This window comes from Curvibacter lanceolatus ATCC 14669 (genome assembly GCF_000381265.1).
Lineage (GTDB): Bacteria > Pseudomonadota > Gammaproteobacteria > Burkholderiales > Burkholderiaceae_C > Curvibacter > Curvibacter lanceolatus.
The window spans coordinates 33,708-53,333 of sequence record NZ_KB906262.1; the positions used below are offsets into that span (position 1 = coordinate 33,708).

General features: G+C 67.6%; 15 protein-coding genes and 1 tRNA gene. 9 read left to right on the forward strand and 7 right to left on the reverse strand.

Annotation, left to right across the window (positions count from 1 at the left end):
* Positions 1 to 6: 6 nt before the first annotated feature.
* The 4 genes from F624_RS0117730 to F624_RS0117745 form a co-directional block, all read right to left on the reverse strand.
* Complete coding sequence (locus tag F624_RS0117730) at positions 7 to 1,260, reverse strand: efflux RND transporter periplasmic adaptor subunit (RefSeq protein WP_019575676.1); 1,254 nt, start codon at positions 1,258 to 1,260, stop codon at positions 7 to 9.
* 207 nt (positions 1,261 to 1,467) lie between these two features.
* The gene (locus F624_RS0117735) at positions 1,468 to 2,922 is read right to left on the reverse strand and encodes an efflux transporter outer membrane subunit (protein ID WP_043426217.1); all 1,455 of its coding nucleotides are present in this window, start codon (positions 2,920 to 2,922) and stop codon (positions 1,468 to 1,470) included.
* Entirely contained in the window at positions 2,915 to 6,088 is a 3,174-nt protein-coding gene (locus F624_RS0117740; RefSeq protein ID WP_019575678.1) for an efflux RND transporter permease subunit, read from the reverse strand. Before F624_RS0117740 ends, F624_RS0117735 begins: the two co-directional genes overlap by 8 nt.
* Before the next feature lie 12 nt (positions 6,089 to 6,100).
* Positions 6,101 to 7,357 carry an efflux RND transporter periplasmic adaptor subunit gene (locus F624_RS0117745; RefSeq protein ID WP_019575679.1) on the reverse strand — a complete coding sequence of 419 codons (1,257 nt, stop codon included), beginning with the start codon at positions 7,355 to 7,357 and terminating at the stop codon, positions 6,101 to 6,103.
* A gap of 154 nt (positions 7,358 to 7,511) precedes the next feature.
* On the opposite strand from F624_RS0117745, the gene F624_RS0117750 reads away from it, so the two are divergent.
* From F624_RS0117750 to F624_RS0117775, 6 genes are all read left to right on the forward strand, one after another.
* On the forward strand, positions 7,512 to 8,141 hold the full coding sequence (locus F624_RS0117750) for a TetR family transcriptional regulator (protein WP_019575680.1): 630 nt from the start codon (positions 7,512 to 7,514) through the stop codon (positions 8,139 to 8,141).
* 107 nt (positions 8,142 to 8,248) lie between these two features.
* Positions 8,249 to 8,324, forward strand: a tRNA-Arg gene (locus tag F624_RS0117755).
* 142 nt (positions 8,325 to 8,466) lie between these two features.
* Positions 8,467 to 9,381: an RNA polymerase sigma-70 factor gene (locus tag F624_RS0117760; RefSeq protein ID WP_420536280.1), complete on the forward strand. Its 915-nt coding sequence runs from the start codon at positions 8,467 to 8,469 to the stop codon at positions 9,379 to 9,381.
* A gap of 89 nt (positions 9,382 to 9,470) precedes the next feature.
* Positions 9,471 to 9,920 (forward strand): carboxymuconolactone decarboxylase family protein, encoded by a 450-nt coding sequence (locus tag F624_RS0117765; protein WP_019575682.1) that lies wholly within the window; start codon positions 9,471 to 9,473, stop codon positions 9,918 to 9,920.
* Positions 9,921 to 10,047: 127 nt separating this feature from the next.
* Positions 10,048 to 10,416: a hypothetical protein gene (locus F624_RS33505; RefSeq protein WP_019575683.1), complete on the forward strand. Its 369-nt coding sequence runs from the start codon at positions 10,048 to 10,050 to the stop codon at positions 10,414 to 10,416.
* Between the two features lie 241 nt (positions 10,417 to 10,657).
* The gene (locus F624_RS0117775) at positions 10,658 to 10,918 is read left to right on the forward strand and encodes a hypothetical protein (RefSeq protein WP_019575684.1); all 261 of its coding nucleotides are present in this window, start codon (positions 10,658 to 10,660) and stop codon (positions 10,916 to 10,918) included.
* A gap of 7 nt (positions 10,919 to 10,925) precedes the next feature.
* Here the strand turns inward: F624_RS0117775 and F624_RS0117780 are convergent, their stop codons facing one another.
* On the reverse strand, positions 10,926 to 13,520 hold the full coding sequence (locus F624_RS0117780; protein WP_019575685.1) for an adenosylcobalamin-dependent ribonucleoside-diphosphate reductase: 2,595 nt from the start codon (positions 13,518 to 13,520) through the stop codon (positions 10,926 to 10,928).
* A gap of 307 nt (positions 13,521 to 13,827) precedes the next feature.
* Between F624_RS0117780 and F624_RS0117785 the strand changes: the two genes are divergently transcribed.
* The gene (locus tag F624_RS0117785; RefSeq protein WP_019575686.1) at positions 13,828 to 14,217 is read left to right on the forward strand and encodes a hypothetical protein; all 390 of its coding nucleotides are present in this window, start codon (positions 13,828 to 13,830) and stop codon (positions 14,215 to 14,217) included.
* 23 nt (positions 14,218 to 14,240) lie between these two features.
* Here the strand turns inward: F624_RS0117785 and F624_RS0117790 are convergent, their stop codons facing one another.
* Positions 14,241 to 15,443, reverse strand: coding sequence for a M20 aminoacylase family protein (locus F624_RS0117790; RefSeq protein ID WP_019575687.1), 1,203 nt, complete (start codon positions 15,441 to 15,443; stop codon positions 14,241 to 14,243).
* A gap of 156 nt (positions 15,444 to 15,599) precedes the next feature.
* Between F624_RS0117790 and F624_RS0117795 the strand changes: the two genes are divergently transcribed.
* On the forward strand, positions 15,600 to 17,810 hold the full coding sequence (locus F624_RS0117795) for a TonB-dependent siderophore receptor (protein ID WP_019575688.1): 2,211 nt from the start codon (positions 15,600 to 15,602) through the stop codon (positions 17,808 to 17,810).
* Complete coding sequence (locus tag F624_RS0117800; RefSeq protein WP_084679559.1) at positions 17,779 to 19,089, forward strand: PepSY domain-containing protein; 1,311 nt, start codon at positions 17,779 to 17,781, stop codon at positions 19,087 to 19,089. Before F624_RS0117795 ends, F624_RS0117800 begins: the two co-directional genes overlap by 32 nt.
* Positions 19,090 to 19,097: 8 nt before the next feature.
* On the opposite strand, the gene F624_RS0117805 is transcribed toward F624_RS0117800, so the two are convergent.
* The gene (locus F624_RS0117805) at positions 19,098 to 19,577 is read right to left on the reverse strand and encodes an Lrp/AsnC family transcriptional regulator (protein WP_019575690.1); all 480 of its coding nucleotides are present in this window, start codon (positions 19,575 to 19,577) and stop codon (positions 19,098 to 19,100) included.
* Between the last annotated feature and the right edge of the window lie 49 nt (positions 19,578 to 19,626).

Consider the following 19,626-nt stretch of genomic DNA (forward strand, 5'->3'; position numbering starts at 1 on the left):
GCGTCCTCAGGGCTTGGTGCCCGTGGTGCCCGGCGTGCCCGGGGTGGGCGTGGCCTCAGGGGTGCTTTTCCAGGGCACGGGCTTCACGGGGGCGTTGCCGCGCAGTTTCTGGAAGCCGTCCACCATCACCTGTTCTCCGGCCTTCAAGCCGCTCAACACCACCCATTGGCCCGACACGGCCTGGGCGATCTGCACGGCGCGCACGCTCACCCCCCCATCGGGGGCGACCACCATCACCGTGTTGCCGGTCTGGGTGCGTTTCACGGCCTGTTGCGGTAGCAGCAGGCCCTCGCTGGCCTGGGCCTGCTCCAGTCTGACGCGGGCATACAGCCCGGGCATCAGCAGGCGCTCGGGGTTGGGCACCTCGGCGCGCAGCGTCACCTGGCCGGTATTGGCGTCCACCGTCACACCCGAGAAGAACAGCTTGCCTGCGCGGGGGTACTCGCTGCCGTCCGGCAGCACGATGCGCACGCTGGCCGCCTGGGTGCCGCGCACGCGCTTGAGCTGCCCCTGGGCCAGGCTGCGTTGCAGGCGCAGCACCTCGTCGGCCGACTGGGTGAAGTTGACGTACACCGGGTCGAGCTGTTGCACCGTGGTCAGGGGCGTGACCTGGCCCTGGCCCACCAGCGCACCTTCGGTCACCAGGGTCTGGCCCACTCGGCCCGCAATCGGGCTGCTGACCTGGGCGTAGCCCAGGTTCAGCCGCGCCGTCTGCCCGCTGGCGCGGGCGCTGGCCAGGTCGGCCGTGGCCTGTTGCACGGCCAGCCGCGCGGCGACCAGGGCCTGCTGGCTCACGGCGCCGTCCTCGGCCAGGGGCCCGTAGCGTTGCAGCACGTCCTGGGCCTGGGCCAGTGCGGCTTCGGCCTTCAGCACATTCGCCTGCGCGCTGTCGCGGGCCAGTTGAAAAGGTTCGGGGTCGATCTGGTAGAGCGCCTGTCCGGCTTGCACCTCGCTGCCTTCTTCAAACAGGCGCTTTTGCAGGATGCCCGCCACCCGTGCCCCGATCTGTGCCACCCGGTACGGCTCGATGCGCCCCGGCAACTCGGTCTGCAAGCCCACGGGCCCGGGCTCGACCACCACCACACCCACTTCGGGTGGGGGCATGGCGCCGTGCTGAGGCGCCTGGCTGGTGCGCTCGCAGGCGCTCAGCAGGGTGCTCAAGGCCAGGCACAGTGCCAGCGGGAGTGCGGGCCGCCTGGTCTGCAGCAGGGCGCTGTTGGGCGCAGGCTGTCGGTGGGCCGTGGGGGGTGTTTCGGGCATGGCTGTCCTTCGGGGGGCGAGGGGGCGAACGGGGTCGCCGCATCATCCATCGGGGTCAGCGCTCGTAAATGCAACAAGTGAAAGCCTGGCCTGCGGCTTTGTCGGCAGTTGTTGCCAGGCCCTGGATCCGGGCCACAAAAAGAAAGGCCCCGTGTCGGGGCCTTTCTGGGGGGGGGGCAGGGCGGGCGTGTCCGCTGCTGCAGGGGGTCAGTTGGCAGGCTTTTGCGGGGCTGCGGCCACGGCCTCGGTCCAGCCGCCGCCCAGCACCTTGTACAGCGTGACCTGGGTCTGCAGCTGGCTCAGGCGGGTTTGCACCAGGGCCTGCTGGGCGGTGAACAGCGAGCGCTGTGCATCGAGCAGATCGAGGTAGCTGGCCACGCCGTTGCGGTAGCGCAGGTCCGACAGCTCGGTCTGGCGCGCCGTGGCTTTCACCAGGGCCTGCTGGGCCTGCAACTGGTCGCCCAGGGTGTCGCGCCCGGCCAGGGCGTCGGCCACCTCGCGGAAGGCGCTCTGGATGGCCTTTTCATACTGCGCCACGGCAATGTCGCGGGCCGCCTGGGCGGTCTCCACACCCGCCTGGGTGCGGCCGGCGTTGAAGATCGGCACCGACAACTGGGGCGACAGGGTGTAGCCCCAGGAGCCGCTCTTGAACAGGCCCGACAAGGCGCTGCTGGCGCTGCCGATGCCGGTGGTCAGGCTGATGGTCGGGAAGAACGCGGCCCGTGCCGCGCCGATGTTGGCGTTGGCGGCGATCAGCGACTGTTCGGCCTGGCGGATGTCGGGGCGCTTGATCAGCAGCTCAGACGGCAGACCCACCGGCACCTCGGGCAGCGTTGCCTGGCTCAGGCGGGCCTGGCGCAGCGCCTGGCGGGCATCGTCGGGCAGGCCCTGGCCCAGCACCAGCACCAGGGCGTTTTCGTCCTGGGCGCGCTGGCGCACTTGCTGGGCCAGCGTGGCGCGGGCACTTTCCACCAGCGATTCGGCCTGGCGCAGGTCCAGCTCGGAGGCCGAGCCCTGGTCAAAGCGCAGCCGGGTCAGCTTGAGCGAGTCCTCTCGCGTGGCCAGGGTGCGGCCCGACAGGTCGAGCAGCTCTTCGTCGGCCACCAGGGCCAGCCAGGCGTTGGCCACGGTGGCCACCAGGCTGATCTGGGCCGCCTTGCGGGCTTCGCCCGTGGCCAGGTACTGGGCTTGGGCCTGTTCCTTCAGCGCCTGCAGGCGGCCGAAGAAGTCGATCTCCCAGGACGACACCAGCAGACCACCGCTGTAGACACTGGTGGTGCCGCCGCTGGTGTTGGGGGTGCGCGAGCCCGAGATCACGCCGTTGACCGCAGGCAACTGGTTGGCCCGTGCAATCTGCAGCGCGGCGCGGGCCTGTTCGATGTTGAGCACCGACACGCGCAGGTCGCGGTTGTTGTCCAGCGCCAGGGCGATCAGGCGGCGCAGCGCCGGGTCGCTGAAGTAATCCTGCCAGGCCAGGTCGGCCGCGGCCTTGTTGCCGGCGGCCTGGGCCACATTGGCCTTCAGCGCCGGGAACTGCTCGGCCACTGGGGCGGCCGGACGCTGGTAGGCCGGGATCATGCTGCAGCCGCCCAGCAGGGCGCTCAGGGCCAGCGCCACGGGCGCCAGCGGCAGGCGGATTCGCCAGAGGGGGGTTTTACGCATGGTCTTGGCCTCCTGCGGCTTCGGCCACACCGGCCTGTCGGGCATGTTCAGCATAGATCTGGCGCTGGCGCTCGCTGCCCTTGAACAGCTTGCGCACCACCACAAAGAAGATGGGGACAAAGAACACCGCCAAGGCGGTGCCGGTGATCATGCCGCCGACCACGCCGGTGCCAATGGCACGCTGGCTGGCCGAGCCGGCGCCCGTGGCGATGGCCAGCGGCACCACGCCCAGCATGAAGGCCAGTGAGGTCATCACGATGGGGCGGAAGCGCAGGTGCGCTGCCGCCAGGGCCGACTCGATCACGCCACGGCCCTGCGCCTGCAGGTCCTTGGCAAACTCGATGATCAGAATCGCGTTCTTGGCCGACAGGCCGATGATCGTGATCAGACCGACCTGGAAGTACACGTCGTTCGAGTACGCCCGCAGCCAGGTGGCCAGCAGCACGCCCAGCACGCCCAGCGGCACCACCAGGATCACCGACAGCGGGATCGACCAGCTCTCGTACAAGGCCGCCAGGCACAGGAACACGGCCAGCACGGCAAAGCCGTACAGGATCACGGCCTGCGAACCCGCCAGCTTTTCCTCGCGCGATTGGCCGGTCCATTCGTAGCCGAAGCCTGCGGGCAGTTGCGCGGCCAGCTTCTCCATCTCGGCCATGGCCTCACCGGTGCTGCGCCCCGGGGCGGTGCCACCGCTGATGCGCACGGCCGGGTAGCCGTTGTAGCGCACGGTCTGCATGGCACCGTTCTCCCAGCGGGTGCTGGCAAAGGTCGACAAGGGCACCAACTGACCCGCGCTGTTGGGCACGCGCAGTTGCAGGATGTTTTCAGGCTGCATGCGCGCTGGCGCATCGGCTTGCACCACCACCCGCTGCAGACGGCCCGAGTTGGGGAAGTCGTTCACGTAGGTGGAACCCAGCGCGGTGGACAAGGCGGTGTTGATCGCGTTGAACGGCACGCCCAGGGCCTGGGCCTTGTCGCGGTCGATGTCGATCTGCAGCTGGGGCGCATCTTCCAGGCCGTCGGGGCGCACCTGGGTCAGCACCGGGCTCTTGCTGGCCATGCCCAGCAGCTGGTTGCGCGCATCGATCAGGGCCTTGTGGCCCTTGCCGGCGCGGTCCTGCAGGCGGAACGTGAAGCCGGTGGCATTGCCCAGTTCGGGAATCGGCGGCGGGCTGAGCGGGAAGATGAAGGCATCGCGGATGCCCATCAGCGCCCCGAAGGCGCGGCCGGCCAAGGCCTGGGCCGAGTGCTCTTCGCCATGGCGTTCATCCCAGGGCTTCAGGGTCACGAACGCCAGGGCGGCGTTCTGGCCTTGGCCCGAGAAGCTGAAGCCCAGCACGCCGACCATGCTCTTGACCTCAGGCTGCTTCAGGATGAAGCCTTCCACCTGTTCCATCACGTTGCGGGTGCGCTCCACGGTGGCGCCCGGGGGCAGTTGCACGTTCACCAGCATCGTGCCCTGGTCTTCATTGGGCAGGAAGGAGGTGGGCAGGCGCAGGTAGACCACCACCGCAGCGGCGCCGATGGCGACATAGATCAGCATGAAGCGGCCGGCCCGCTTGAGCAGCTTGGCCACCCAGCCTTCATAGCCTTTGGCGGCACGGCTGAAGCTGCGGTTGAACCAGCCGAAGAAGCCCTTCTTCTCATGGTGATGCCCGGCCTCGACCGGCTTGAGCAGGGTGGCGCACAGCGCCGGCGTGAGCGACAGCGCCAGGAAGGCCGAGAAGGCAATCGACGACACCATCACGGCCGAGAACTGGCGGTAGATGTTGCCCACCGAGCCACTGAAGAAGGCCAGCGGCACGAACACCGAGATCAACACCACGGTCACGCCGATGATGGCGCCCGAGATCTGGCCCATGGCCTTGCGCGTGGCCTGCAGCGGGGGCAGGCCTTCCTCGCTCATGATGCGTTCGACGTTCTCCACCACCACGATGGCGTCGTCCACCACGATGCCGATCACCAGCACCATGCCGAACATGGTCAGCACGTTGATCGAGAAGCCCAGCGCCAGCAGCGTGGCAAAGGTGCCCAGCAGGGCCACTGGCACCACGATGGTCGGGATCAGGGTGTAGCGCCAGTTCTGCAGGAACAGGAACATCACCAGGAACACCAGCACCACGGCCTCCACCAGGGTCTCGGCCACTTGCGACAGCGAGATCTTCACGAAGCCCGAGCTGTCGTACGGAATCGCGTAGGACACGCCGGCCGGGAAGTAGCGCTGCAGGTCTTCCATCTTGGCCTTCACCGCCTTGGCCGAGGCCAGGGCGTTGCCCGAGGGGGTCAGCTGGACACCGATGCCGGTGGCCGGCTTGCCGTTCAGACGGGCCGAGGTGGCGTAGGTCTGGGCACCCAGCTCGATGCGGGCCACGTCCTTGAGGCGCACGGTCGAGCCATCGGCATTGGCGCGCAGCACGATGCGGCCGAACTGCTCCACCGAGGCCAGTTGGCCCTTCACCACCACCGTGGCGGCAATGCCCTGGCCGGTGATGTTGGGCAAGTCGCCGATGGCGCCCGAAGACACCTGGGCGTTCTGCGCCGCGATGGCCGCATTCACGTCGGCGGGCGACAGGCTGTAGCCGGTCAGCTTGGCCGGGTCGATCCACACCCGCATGGCGCGCTCGGTGCCGAACAATTGGGCCTGGCCGATGCCAGGCAGACGCTGGATTTCAGGGATCACGTTGCGCGAGGCGTAGTCGCCCAGCGCGATCGGGTCCAGCGCACCATTGTCCGAGGACAGCATGATGAACAGCAGGAAGTTGCTGCGCGACTTGTCCACGCGCACGCCCTGCTGCGTCACCGCCGCCGGCAGGCGCGGGGTGGCGCGCGAGAGGCGGTTCTGCACGTCCACCTGGGCCAGATCGGGGCTGGTCGAGGGGTCAAAGCTCAGCGTGATGGTGCCGGAGCCGTCGGCCTGGCTGACCGACTCCATGTAGAGCAGGCCCGGTGAGCCGTTCATTTCACGCTCGATCACACTGATCACGCTGTCTTCCAGCGTCTGGGCCGAGGCGCCCGGGTAGCTGGTGCTGATCACCACCGCAGGCGGGGCCACCGGTGGGTATTGAGAGATGGGTAGCTGGGTGATGGACACCCCGCCCAGCACCAGGATGAACAGCGCGATCACCCAGGCAAAGATGGGCCTGTCAATGAAGAATTTCGCCATGGATCAGGCTCCTCAGGACTTGGCGGCCGGGGCAGCCGCAGGGGCGGCGGCAGCCGGTGCCGCGCTGCCCGGCGCCTGCCAGGGCACGGCCTTCACGGGGGCATCGCCACGCAGCTTCTGGAAGCCGTCCACCATCACCTGTTCGCCGGCCTTCAGACCGTCCAGGATCACCCACTGGTTGCCCTTGCCGGCAGCCACCTTGACGGGGCGCGGGCTGACCTTGCCTTCTGGGCTGACCACCATCACCACATCGCCTTTTTCGCTGCGCGTCACGGCCTGCTGCGGCAGGGTGATGGCATCGCTGGCCTGGGCCTGTTCCAGGCGCACCCGCACATACAGGCCCGGCAGCAATTGGCCGCCGGGGTTCGGCACCTCGGCGCGCAGGGTGATCTGGCCGCTGGTGCTGTCCACCGTCAGGTCCGAGAACAACAGCTTGCCGGCCTTGGGGAACTCGCTGCCGTCGTCCTTCACCAGGCGCACGCTGGCCGCCTCGGCGCCCGGCGCCCGCTTGAGCTGGCCATTGGCCAGCGCATCGCGCAGCTTCATCACCTCGGCCGCCGACTGCGTGAAGTTCACATACAGCGGGTCGATCTGCTGCACCAGCGCCATCTGGGTGGCTTCGCTTTGGCCCACCAGGGCGCCCACGGTCACCAGCTCACGGCCGATGCGGCCCGAAATCGGGGCCGTCACCGTGGTGTAGCCCAGGTTGATCTTGGCCGTCTGCAGCGCCGCCTTGGCCGAGGCCAGATCGGCTTCGGCCTGTTTCTGCGACGCCTCGGCGTTCACGTAATCCTGTTTGCTGATGGCATTGGCCTCCACCAGCGGCTTGTAACGGGTCAGTTGGGCGCTGGCCTGCATCAGCGTGGCCTCGGCCTTGGCCACAGAGGCCTGCGCGCTGTCATAGGTCGCCTTGTAGGGCGCCGCATCGATCTGGAACAGGGGCTGGCCGGCCTTCACATCGCTGCCTTCGCGGAACAGACGCTCTTGCACGATGCCAGCAGCACGCGCCCGCACCTGCGCCACGCGCGAGGCCTCCAGGCGGCCTGGCAATTCGGTCTGCAAACCGACCACGCCCGGGGTGACCGTGACCACACCCACTTCGGTGGGCGGCATGCCGCCGCCGGGGCCACCCGCGCCGCCCGGCGCACCCGAAGGGCCACAAGCGGCAAGAACGGCACTGAGCGTGCCCACAGTCATGAAGAGAGGCAGACGGCTCAGCAAGGGCCGGCGCTGCAGTGCGGCCGCTGCCGCAGGTTGGGATTCGGTCATGTCCGTTTTCCGGTGTGAGTGTGTTGGTATCGGGTAAGACTTGCTAGGGTCAACCTGTACTGTGTCTTGTTCGTGTAAAAAACGAAAGGGCAGTATACATACATTCGTGAATGTATGATGTGGGCTGCAATTCATACCCACAACAGGAGACGCCATGGCCCGCCGAACCAAAGAAGATGCCCTCGCCACCCGGCACAGCCTGCTGGATGCGGCCGAGCGCGTGTTCTCCGAAAAAGGGGTTTCGCGGTCCTCGCTGAACGACATCGCCGTGGCTGCGGGCACCACGCGTGGCGCCATCTACTGGCACTTCAAGGACAAGGCCGACCTGTTCAACGCCATGATGGACCGCGTCACCCTGCCCATGGAGGAGGCCCTGCAGCAGATGGGGCGCGATCCCGGACGCGACCCCCTGGACGACATGCGCCGTGCCACCCTGGATGTGCTGCGCAAGATGACGCAAGACCCCACCACTCAGCGGGTCTTCGAAGTGGCCAGCTACAAGGTCGAATACGTGGGCGAGGCCCTGGCCATCAAGGGGCGGCATCTCGAGGCCCGCCACGACTGCCTGGGCGAAATGACCCGCAGCCTGCAGGCCGCAGCCCAATTGCGCGGCGTGACATTGCGCCTGCCGGTGCAGGCGGCCGTCATCGGCCTGCATGCGCTGCTCGATGGCTTGATCCAGAACTGGCTGTTGTCGCCCGAAGAGTTTGACGTGGTGAGCATCGGCGAGCAGGCCATGGACACCTACCTGGCCGGCCTGGGCTTTGCACACCCTGCCACCTGACGTCACCAGAGGAGCCTAGCTCCTCTCTTGACACCCCTCTCTCCTTTGTGTCGCAAGGCCCCCGGCCCGTGCCATAATCCGCGGATCGTTTGCCTGCTGTCAGGCACGCGGCTGTAGCTCAGTGGATAGAGTATTGGCCTCCGAAGCCAAGGGTCGTGGGTTCGATCCCCGCCAGCCGCACCAAACACGTTCAAGCCCTTGATCTTCAAGGGCTTTTTCGTTTCTGGGCTGTTTGCTGCATCGCCTCGTCACCATGGGCCTGTAGGGTCGGGCCGATCTGTCACAAAGCCAGAGGCTGGGCCGTCTAGTGGCTACCATGACCAGCCTGACCTCCAGCCCCACCCCCTATCCTGTGTCTGACGCCGATACCGACACCTTTGTGGCCTTGCGGCCGCGCCTGTTTGGCATGGCCTACCGCATGCTGGGCACGCGTGCCGACGCCGACGATGTGCTGCAGGAGGCCTGGCTGCGCTGGCATCGCAGCGATCGTGCCGCCCTTCAATCGGGCGAGGCCTGGCTGGTGACGGTGGTGACCCGACTGTCCATCGACCGCCTGCGTGCGGCCAAGGCCGAGCGCGAGGCCTATGTGGGGTTCTGGCTGCCCGAGCCCCTGGTGGCGGTGGACGACCACAGCCCCGAGGCGGCGGCCGAGTTGGCCGACGATCTGTCGGTGGCCTTGCTGCGGGTGCTGGAGCAGCTGTCGCCTGAAGAGCGGGCCGCCTTTTTGCTGCGCCAGGTGTTCGACCACGACTACGCCGACATCGCGGCAGCCCTGGGCAAGAGCGAGGCGGCCTGCCGGCAGTTGGTGCACCGCGCCAGCCTGCGGGTGAAGCCGCAGGGGGCGCAACCCGCCCCCCGGTTTCCGGTCCCGCGTGAGCGCCACCGTGCCTTGCTGGCGCGCTTCATGCAGGCGGCCCAGCAGGGCGACCGCGCGAGCTTGCAGGCCCTGCTGGCCGACGATGTGGAACTGATGGGCGACGGGGGCGGCCGGGTGGCGTCGGTGGGCCATGTGCTGCGGGGCGCATTCCGCGTCACCAACCTGTACTGGGCCGTGGCGCTGCGGTTGGGTGATCAGGTCCGCTACCGGCAGGTGCTGGTCAATGGCGAGCCAGGGCTGTTGCGCTATGTGGGTGGTCAACTCGAATCGGCCCAGGCCTTTGTGATCGAGGGCGAACGCATCGTGGCGGTGTATGTGGTGCGCAACCCCGACAAGTTGGCGGGCATCGCCCTGCAGGCTTGAGGCGCGTTGTCACAACGTGGCGTCGGCCAGCGTCTAACAGGAGCGAGGCCGCATCGGGTGGCCTCCCATCTGAATAGAAAGCCCATGCTATGCACACCTCTGCTGCCCGCGTCCCCTACATCCAATTGGCTCCCAAGGCGTTTCAAAACCTGCTCGACTTGTCTCAGACCCTCAAGAAGGGGGCCCTGGGCGAGCGCCTGATCGATCTGGTCTGGCTGCGTGTCTCGCAACTCAATGGCTGTGCCTTTTGCATCGACATGCATGGCCAGGATCTGCTGCGCCAGGGCCTGTCGCCACGTGAGCTCAATGCCGTGGCCGGCTGGCGCGAGGCGCCGTTTTTCAGCGAGCGCGAACGGGCCGCCCTGCGCTGGGCCGAACTCATCAACGCCACCCCGAACGGCGACGCCAGCGATGAAGAATTTGCCCGCCTGAGCCAGCAGTTCTCGCCCGCCGAGATCGCCGAGCTGGGCTTTGCGATCTCCACCATCGTGGCCTGGAACCTGCTGAACGTGGGGTTTCGCCAGCCGCTGCCGGCCTGAGCTGCGGGTGCGGGAAACCAGGCGTTACAACTTGGCGCGCAAGACGTCATCGACGGTCGAAACCAGGGCGTTGAAGGTAGCAACCAGGCCTTTTGCCTGGGGCTCAACGAGAGAAAAGGGTTTAGCTATGAACAAGCTGTTTGCCATCCTTCCCGCCACCATGCTGTCGGCCTGTGTGTCTCTGGGGGCCTGGGCGCAGGCACCGGCCGCCACCCCTGCCATGCCCGCTGCAGCCGCCCCGGTCACGCCGGCGGTTGCGGCCTCGGCGCCCGGCGTGAAGCCGGTGGAGGTCAAGCCCGCGGTGGTCAGCACCGTGGGCCCGGCCGCCACCCCGCCGGCAGCAGACAAGACGAGCCCAACCACCGCCGCGGCAACACCGGCCGCCAAGGCCAAGCAGCCCACCACGCTGCATGCCAAGGCGGCTCACAAGACCGTGCACCCCAATACCGCAAAGGCCGCCAAGGCCAGCGTGACCGGCAGCGCCGCGATCAAGTGAGTGTGGGTGCACAAGGCCCTGCGGGGCCTTGATGTGTCCGCCGTCTTCACCGGGCAGGTGTTCAGCTCGGAACCATCTCGGGCCGCGCCGCTCACAGTGAGCCTGGCCGGATCCGTCTCTGGTCGATCCGGTTCAACCCCGTCGTGTCGCGACGGGGTTTCTGTCGCTTGATCCTCTCTGCTCCCCACCGATGCTGTTGCGCCCTCTGCGTCCCTTTATCCTTCCCTTTCTCCTGCTTTCCATGCTGTTGCTGAGCCTGGGCCTGGCCCATGCCGAAGAGGCCGAGAGCGACCTGGCCCTGCGCTATGCCGACGTGCAACGCTGCATGGCGCGTGGCCTGGGCCCGCATTGGGACCGCACCTATCAGATCGACCAGGTGCGCAACCGCTGGGGTGGGCTGGAGCCCAAGGCCCAGTCGCTGGAAAGCGCGCCGCAGGGTGTGCGCATCACCGAGCTGCGCTGCCGCTACCAAGCTGGCCTGCAAGATGCCGAGCGGCCCTGAGCTCAGCTCAGCCGCAAGAGCCGAGGTAGCCGCAGTGCGTGCAGAACTCGCAGCCATCTTTCTTGACCAGCGCATGGGCGCCACATTCAGGGCAGGGCTTGCCCGGCGTGACCTCCATGTGCGGCAGCATGGCGGGCTCGCCCGGGGCCGGCGCCGGGGTCTGGCCTGGGGCGGCGGCCCGCGATGCGTGCTGGCGCAGCGCCGGGATCACGCGGCCCTCGTCGTCCAGAAAGCCGCGTCGGTACAGGATCTGCTGCACCGCATAGGCGATGGCCGCCACTTCCGAGCTGTGAAAGCGCGGCACCCGGGTGCCATCGGCCTTGCGGTAGTAGCCCGAGCGCACCAGGCCTTTGTCCCAGGTCACCTTGCGCAGATCGGCCAGCGCCTTGGGCAGGCGGCCGTCGCGCGCCGTCAGCGACAGCACGCGGGCCACGGCGGTCACCCATTGCTGGGCCTCGTCGTTCTGGCCGGCCGGGATGAACACCTCCAGTGGCCGCTCCACGGTCACGCTTTGGCCCTCCAGAAAGCCCTCCACGCTCACGAAGGACACCACCAGGTACAGCGATTTCTGGCCTTCGGAGGTGTGGTAGACCAGCTTCTCGGTCACCGCCGGGGTTTCGCCTTCGGGGCGTTTTTCGATGCTGATGCGCAGCGGGTCCATGTCCAGCGGGGCCGGCGCGGGGCCGGGGCTGGTCCCAGGGGCGGCGTTGTTGGCGGTGGCGGCGGTGGGCACCTCCAGCACCGCGCCCAGGGTGTCGTTGGGCCGGTAGGTGGCGCAGCCTTTCAGGCCATAGGCGTGGGCGCGCAGGTACAACTTCTTGAAATCGTCAAAGGGGTAGTCGGCCGGCACGTTGACGGTCTTGCTGATGGCCGTGTCGATGAAGGGCTGCACCGCGCCCATCATGGCCAGGTGGTCATCGCAGGACATGGCCAGCGCGGTCACCATCGAGTCGGGCAGCACCTGGCTCACGCGCAGGCGCTGGCCTTCGTGGCTGAACTCGTCCTGGTAGCGGCACACCGCGTCCAGCACGGCGTTGCCGAAGGCCGGCTCCAGCGTGCCGAGGAAGACCCGCAGGCCGTGGTCCACCACGGCAAAGGCCTGGGTGCCGCCATCGGGGGTGCGCTTGTTGCGCGTGTAGGCCAGCGAGAACGGCGGCTCGATGCCATTGCTGGCGTTGTCGGCAAAGGCCAGGCTCACGGTGCCGGTGGGGGCGATCGACAGCAGGTGGCTGTTGCGGATGCCGTGCTCGCGGATGCGCGCCTTCAAGGCCTCGGGCAGGCGCGAGGCAAAGGTGCCGGGCGCCAGATAGGCCTCGGCCTGCAGGGCCGGAAACGGACCGCGCTCGATGGCCAGGTCGATCGAGGCGGCGTAGGCCGCATCGCGCATCAGTTCGGCGATGTGGGCGGCCTCACGTCGACCGGCTTCGCTGTCATAGCGCAGGTTCAGCATGGCCAGGGCATTGCCCATGCCGGTGAAGCCCACGCCGATGCGGCGCTTGGCCATGGCTTGTTCCTGCTGCTCTTTCAGTGGCCAGGGCGTGGCATCCAGCACGTTGTCCAGAAAGCGCACCTGCAGCCGCACCGAGGCGATGAAGCCCGCCTCATCGAAGCGCGCCGCCGGTGTGAAGGGCTGCTGCACAAAGCTCGGCAGGATGATCGGCCCCAGGTCGCAGCAGCCATAGGCACACAGCGGCTGTTCGCCGCAGGGGTTGGTGGCGACGATCTCTTCGCAGTAGCGCAGGTTGTTGTCTTCGTTGACCCGGTCCAGAAAGATGATGCCCGGCTCGGCATAGTCGTAGGCCGAGCGCATCACCCGGTCCCACAGGGCGCTGGCACTCACCTCCTGGTACACCCACAGGCCATCTTCGCGCTGGAAGGCGCCCCGCTCGATCAGGGCCCGTGTCGGTCGCGCTTTGTGCACCAGTTGCACCTGGCCTTGTGCGGCCAGCGCCTGCATGAAGGCCTTGGTCACTCCCACCGACACATTGAAGTTGTTCCAGCGCCCCTTGGTGCGCTTGGCTTCGATGAACTCCTGCACGTCGGGGTGGTCGATGTTCAGGATGCCCATCTGCGCGCCGCGTCGCGAGCCCGCCGCCATCACCGTGCGGCACGAGGCATCGAACACATCCATGAAGGTGCAGGGCCCGGAGGCGTCCGAGTTCGTGCCCTTCACCAGCGCGCCCTTGGGGCGGATGGCCGAAAAGTTGTAGCCCACACCGCCGCCACGGCGCAGGGTTTCGCTGGCCTGCGACAGCGCGGTGTAGATGCCGGGCACACCATCTTCGTCGTAGCCCACCGCCGCATCGCCCACCGGCTGCACAAAGCAGTTGATGAAGGTGGCGTTGTGACCCGCACCGGCCGACGCCATGATGCGCCCGGCGCCAATGGCCCCGGCCAGCATGTTGAGGCGGAATTTCTCGCCCATCTCGGCGCGCAGTTCGGGCGTGGGCTCGACCGAGGCCACCGCCCGCGCCACGCGCTCGAACACCTGGCCGGCCGAATGTTCACCCAGTTCGGCCTGGCAGTATTTCTCCTGCAACACCTCGGTGGTGATGCTTTGGGGGGCGAGCGCCGCAGCGGTGGCGGTGACAGCAGTGTCCATGGGCATTCCTTGGGTGGCGGGCCACCGAAAAGAACGCAGCATAGGCCGAGCTTGAGCCCTGTGCTTGACCCTGATCAGCAAGAGGTTTCAGCGCTTGTTGATGATCGGATCCTGTGTCAGGAGACAACCCGGGCATGTGCCTTGCTTGAGAAGACTGTGATGAGTGCAAATTTAAAGCAATGTTTTTTAGGCGAAACAAGTGCAGACTCTCCCATTGGGTTGGGGGCGTTGCGCACCGTTTTGGGCCTTCGGTGCACTCCGCTGGTCCGGGCGCTTGCCCGTGTGCCGCATTGAACCCGGAGACACCATGCGCATCCCGCATCTGCAAGATCCCAGCACCCCATCGGGGGCACGCATCCACACCCCCCCGGATTCCGCCCCGCGCCTGAAAGCCACGGTGGACGACGGCTCCATCCGCGCCACGGCCATTTTGCTTACCCAGCAAGGGCTGGCCGATGCCCTGCAGGGGGGCGGCGATTGGGCCGAGGCGGCCCCCCTGACGCTGGTCGAGACCGAGCGCGGCGTGCTCACGCTGTGGGCGCTGGTCAAAGACGTGGTGGCCCGGCCCCAGGCCGAGGCGGCCTTGGCCTCGCTGCTCAGCCAGGCGCTGAGCCTGCGCCTGCGTGGCGTGGCCGAAGGCCTGGCCCTGCTGGGGCGGCAGGCGCTGGAGCCGCAAGTGCCGTCAGCGGCGGCCTGAGCCGCCAGGCTGGGCCTGCTGCCTCAGGCGGCGCCCATGCCACGGGCAAACCACTGCCGCGCCAGCCGGTCCCAGAAGGTGGCGCCCAGGCCCAGGATGTCGTCGTTGAAATCGTAGTGCGCCGCGTGCAGGTTCACGCCGGGCTGGCCCGCAGCCGCGTTGCCGATCCAGCCGTAGGCGCCTGGCACCTGCTCCAGCATGAAGCCGAAATCCTCGGCCGTCATGGCCGGCAGCACGTCGGTGTGGGCCTGCTGTGCGCCCACCACCTCGGCCATCACCTCGCCCATGAAGCGGGCCTCTCGGGCATGGTTCACGGTGCAGGGGTAGCCGGGCTTGATGATCACGCGCGCGGTACAGCCGTGTCCCTCGGCCACGTGGGTGGCGATGCGCTCGATGCCGGCCACCAGGCGCTCCAGCGTTTCGGGCTGCAGGGTGCGGCAGGTGCCGTACAGGGCGGCTTCGTCGGGGATGATGTTTTCCACTGTGCCGCCTTCGATCTTGCCGATGGTGAGCACGGCGCTGTCCAGCGGGTCGGTCTGGCGTGACACCAGCAATTGCAACTGGCCCACGATGGCACAGGCCACCGGAATCGGGTCGAGCGCGGCATGCGGCTGGGCGGCGTGGCCGCCGCGTCCCTTCACCCGCACCTCGAATCGGTTGGCCGAGGCCATGATGGGCCCCACCCGCACGCCCATCTGGCCGGCCGGCAGGGCCGGCCAGTTGTGCAGCGCAAACACCGCCTGCATCGGAAAGCGCTCGAACAGGCCCTCCTGCATCATGGCCCGGGCGCCGGCGCCGCCTTCTTCGCCGGGCTGGAAGATGAAGTGCACGGTGCCGTCAAAGTCGGGTTTTTGGGCCAGCAGGGTGGCCGCCCCCAGCAGCATGGTGGTGTGGCCGTCGTGGCCGCAGGCGTGCATGCGGCCTTCGTTCTGGCTGGCATGGCCGAAGGTGTTGATCTCTTGTACCGGCAGCGCGTCCATGTCGGCGCGCAGCCCCACCGCCGGCCCCGGGTTGGCGGCGCTGTGACCCCGCCCGTGTAGCGTGGCCACCACCCCGGTCTGGGCCAGGCCACGGTGCACCGGCAGGCCCAGGGCCTCCAGGTAGGCTGCTACGCGGGCGGCGGTGCGCTGCTCTTCGTATTTCAGTTCGGGGTGGGCATGCAGGTCGCGGCGAAAGCCGATCAACTGTCCCAGGTAGGGGGTGACATCGGGCGTGAGGGTGGTCATGGGGGGGCAGGGGCCTGCGCTACCAAAGCGCGCCGGGCCCGCAGGCTGGACAAGTCGATCATTGTCCATCTTGTGTTGAGCGGGTGCTTGTCGGGGGGGCGTTACCTTTGCAAACTTGATTCACAAATAAGAATCATTCGCATTAGAATCCGGCGAATGACGACCGCACCATCCTCTTCCCTGCTTGCCAGGCGCCTGCGCCGGCGCCCCCTCCATCCGCTCAAACCGGCCACCTCTTCCGCTTTCAGCCTGCGTGCCCTGGTGGCTGCCATGGCTGTGGGCGTGCCCGCACTGCAGGCACAGGCGGCCGATCCGGCAGGCCAGAGCCTCAAGGAGGTGACGGTGTCGGCCGGCGCCGACGCCAGCACCGAAGGCACCGGCGCCTACACCACGCGCGCCACCAGCACTGCCACCCGGCTCGACCTGTCGATCAAGGACACGCCGCAGTCCATCAGTGTGGTCACGCGTTCGCAGATGGACGACTTCGCGCTGCAAAACGTCAACGAGGTGCTGGACAACGCCACCGGCATCCAGGTCGAGCGCATCGAGACCGACCGCACCTACTACAGCGCCCGTGGCTTCGACATCAGCAACTTCCAGGTCGATGGCCTGGGCCTGCCCTTCACCAACGGAGGGCAGGAGGGCGACATGGACACCGCGCTGTTTGACCGCGTCGAAGTGCTGCGAGGCGCCAACGGGCTGATGTCCTCCACCGGCAACCCCTCTGCCACCATCAACTTCGTGCGCAAGCGCCCGACCACCGACTTCCAGGCCTCGGCTGGCCTGAGCCTGGGCAGCTGGAACAACCGCCGCCTGGACGCCGACATCGCCGGCCCGCTGAACGCCGCCGGCACCTTGCGCGGGCGCCTGGTGCTGGCCGATCAGGACAAGAACAGCTACCTCGACCGCTACTCCCTGCACAAGCAGGTGCTGTCGGCCGTGCTGGAGGCCGACCTGGCCCCCGGCACCCGACTGAGCGCAGGCCTGAGCTACCAGAAGAACCAGCCACGCGGCAGCATGTGGGGGGCCCTGCCGCTCTACAACACCGACGGCAGCGCCACCCAGTACCCCGTCTCGACCAGCACCGCGGCCAACTGGAGCAACTGGAATACCTCCGACACCCGCAGCTTTGTCGAGCTGGCCCATCAGCTCGACAGCGGCTGGCAGATCAAGGGTGTGCTCAGTCAGCGCCTGTTGCGCTCAGAGGGCGATCTGTTCTATGCCTATGGCACACCCGATGCCAGCACCGGTCTGGGCCTGTACAGCTACCCTTCTTATTACCGCAGCCGCGAGAAGCAGACCCTGGTCGACGTCTATGCGAGCGGCCCGTTTGATCTGGCCGGGCGCCGTCACGAACTGGTGCTGGGGGCCAGCACGGCGCGCAGCGACACCCAGCAGCTGTCCTGGTACAGCGCTGATATCGGCACCGCCTTGCCCTCTTTGAGCCACTGGACCGGCAACTACACCCAACCGAGTTTCGACGCCTATTCGAACAGCGCCAGCTTTGTGATCCGGCGCCAAAGCGTGTACGGCACGGCCCGCTGGAACCTGTCCGACCGGCTCAAGCTGTTCACCGGGGGCAATGTGACCCAGGTCGACAGCAGCGGCCAGAACTATGGCGTGCAACACCAGTACGCCAAGACCAAGGCCTTGCCCTACCTGGGGGGCACCTATGCGCTGGATGCCCAGCACAACCTCTACGCCAGCTATGCGGGCATCTTCAACCCGCAGACCGAGGTGGGCGCCAACCTGCAACCCCTGCCGCCCATCGAGGGCCGCAACCTGGAGGTGGGCGCCAAGGGCGAGTGGTTCGAGCGCCGACTCAATGCATCGGCCTCGGTGTTCCGCACCCAGCAGAACAACACCGCCGAAGCCACCGCCACCTATGTGGGCAGCACCCTGGTCTACAGCACGGTGGACGCCACCTCGACCGGCTTCGAACTCGATGTGGGCGGCCGCCTGACACCGGCCTGGGAGCTCAGTGGCGGTTTCACCCACATGCGCATCCGCAACGACAGCACCGGGGCCGATGCGCGCACTTATGTGCCACGCCAGACCCTGCGCCTGTCCACCGTCTACAAGGTGGACCGACTGCCCGGCCTGAAGCTGGGGGCCAACCTGCGCTGGCAAAGCCAGATCTCGCGCGACCAGGGCATGACCGACACCCAGGGGCGCGAGATCGTCACGCGCCAGGCCGCGTATGCCCTGGTCGGCCTGATGGCCCGCTACGACTTTGACGCCCATTGGAGCGCCACCTTCAACATCGACAACCTGACCGACCGCAAGTACATCAACAGCCTGTACTGGGCGCAAGGTTTCTATGGGGCGCCTCGCAATGCCAAGCTCAGTGTCCAGTGGCGCTTCTGAGCGCGTCGCGCCGAGGGCTCAGGCTCAAGCGCAAGCCCCGAGCCTGCGCGCCTGGCTGGTTCGACTGCACCGTTGGGCCGGCTTGTTGATGGCCGGCTTTCTGTTCGTGGCCGGCGTCACCGGCGCGGTCATCTCCTGGGACCATGAACTCGACGAGTGGCTGAACCCTCAGTTCAACCAGGCCACGGCCGAGGGCTCGCCTCAATCACCACTGGCATTGGCCCAGGTCGTCGAGGCCCGCCACCCCCAGGTCGAAGTCAGCTACCTGCCCCTGGCAGCCGAGCCTGGCCACGCCCTGGCCCTGGGCGTGCAGCCGCGCATCGATCCCGCCACGGGGGCTCCGGTGGCCGCCGATTTCAACCAGGTCTTCGTCGACCCGGTGTCGGGGGCCGAGCTGGGCCGCCGCCAATGGGGGGCCCTGTGGCCTTTGGGGCGGGAGAACCTGATCTCGTTCCTCTACGTGCTGCACTACAGCCTGCACCTGCCCGCCGCCTGGGGCATCGACCGCTGGGGCGTGTGGCTGATGGGCCTCATCGCCGCTGTCTGGACGCTGGATTGCTTCACCGGCCTGGTGCTCACCCTGCCGCCGCGTCGGCGTGCCGCACCCGTGCGGGCGGCCCCCGGCTTCTGGCTGCGCTGGAAGCCCGCCTGGATGCTGCGCTGGGGCGCTGGCGCCTACAAGCTCAACTTCGACCTGCACCGTGCGGGCAGCCTCTGGACCTGGGCGCTGTTGCTGACGCTGGCCTTCACCGCGTTCTCGCTCAACTTCTACCGCGAGCTGTTCCTGCCCGCGATTTCACTGGTGTCGCAGCGCACGCCTTCGCCCCTGGATGCCATCCCGGGGGCGGCCATCACGCCGCGCCTGGACTGGGCCGAGGCGCTGGCGCGGGCCCGCCGCGAGGCGGCTCGCCTGGGCTGGCGCGAGCCGGCCGGGGCGCTGTACCACGCGCGCTTCCATGGCGTGTATGGGGTGCAGTTCTTCCGCCCCGAGGACGGCCACGGCAGCGGTGGCGTGGGCCACCGCGAGCTGTACATCGACAGCCGCGACGGCCGCGTTCTGGGCCAGCGCGAACCCTGGAAAGGCACGGCGGCCGATCTGTTCGTGCAGGCCCAGTTCCCGCTGCATTCGGGCCGCATCCTGGGCCTGCCGGGGCGGGTGCTGATCTCGGCCATGGGCCTGGTGGTGGCCACATTGAGTGTGACCGGGGTGGTGATCTGGTGGCGCAAGCGCCGGGCTGTTAGAGCCTGTTCACGATCTCGCGCTCGTGGGAGATCGTGAACAGTCTCTTAGACCTCGCCCACCGGCAACCGCACCTCTGATTTGACCTCGTTGAGCACGATGCTGGAGCGCACCTGCGAAACCCCGGGCAGCCGGAAGATGGTGCCGTGCAACAGCTGCTCGTAATGGGCCACATCGCGCGCCATCACGGTCAGGATGTAGTCGGCCTGGCCGGTGGTGCTCAGGCAGCGCACGATGTGGGGCGACACGGCCACCTCACGCTCGAACTGGCGCACCGTGGTCTCGGTGTGCTGGCTCAGGTTCACCTCCACCACCACCAGCAGGTTCAGCCCCACCTTGCTGCGATCCACCAGCGCGGTGTAGCCGCGGATCACCCCGGCCGCCTCCAGCTCCTTGATGCGCTTCCAGCAGGGCGTGGTCGACAGCCCGGCCTTGGTGGCGATTTGCTGCACGGTCTGGCGTGAATCGCGCTGCAGCTCCTGCAGGATCAACAGGCTGGCAGCATCCAGTGTGAAATTCTCGTTCATGGCTGATTTTAGGAATGGAAATCTCGAAACAGCGGATTCCCCCAAAAAT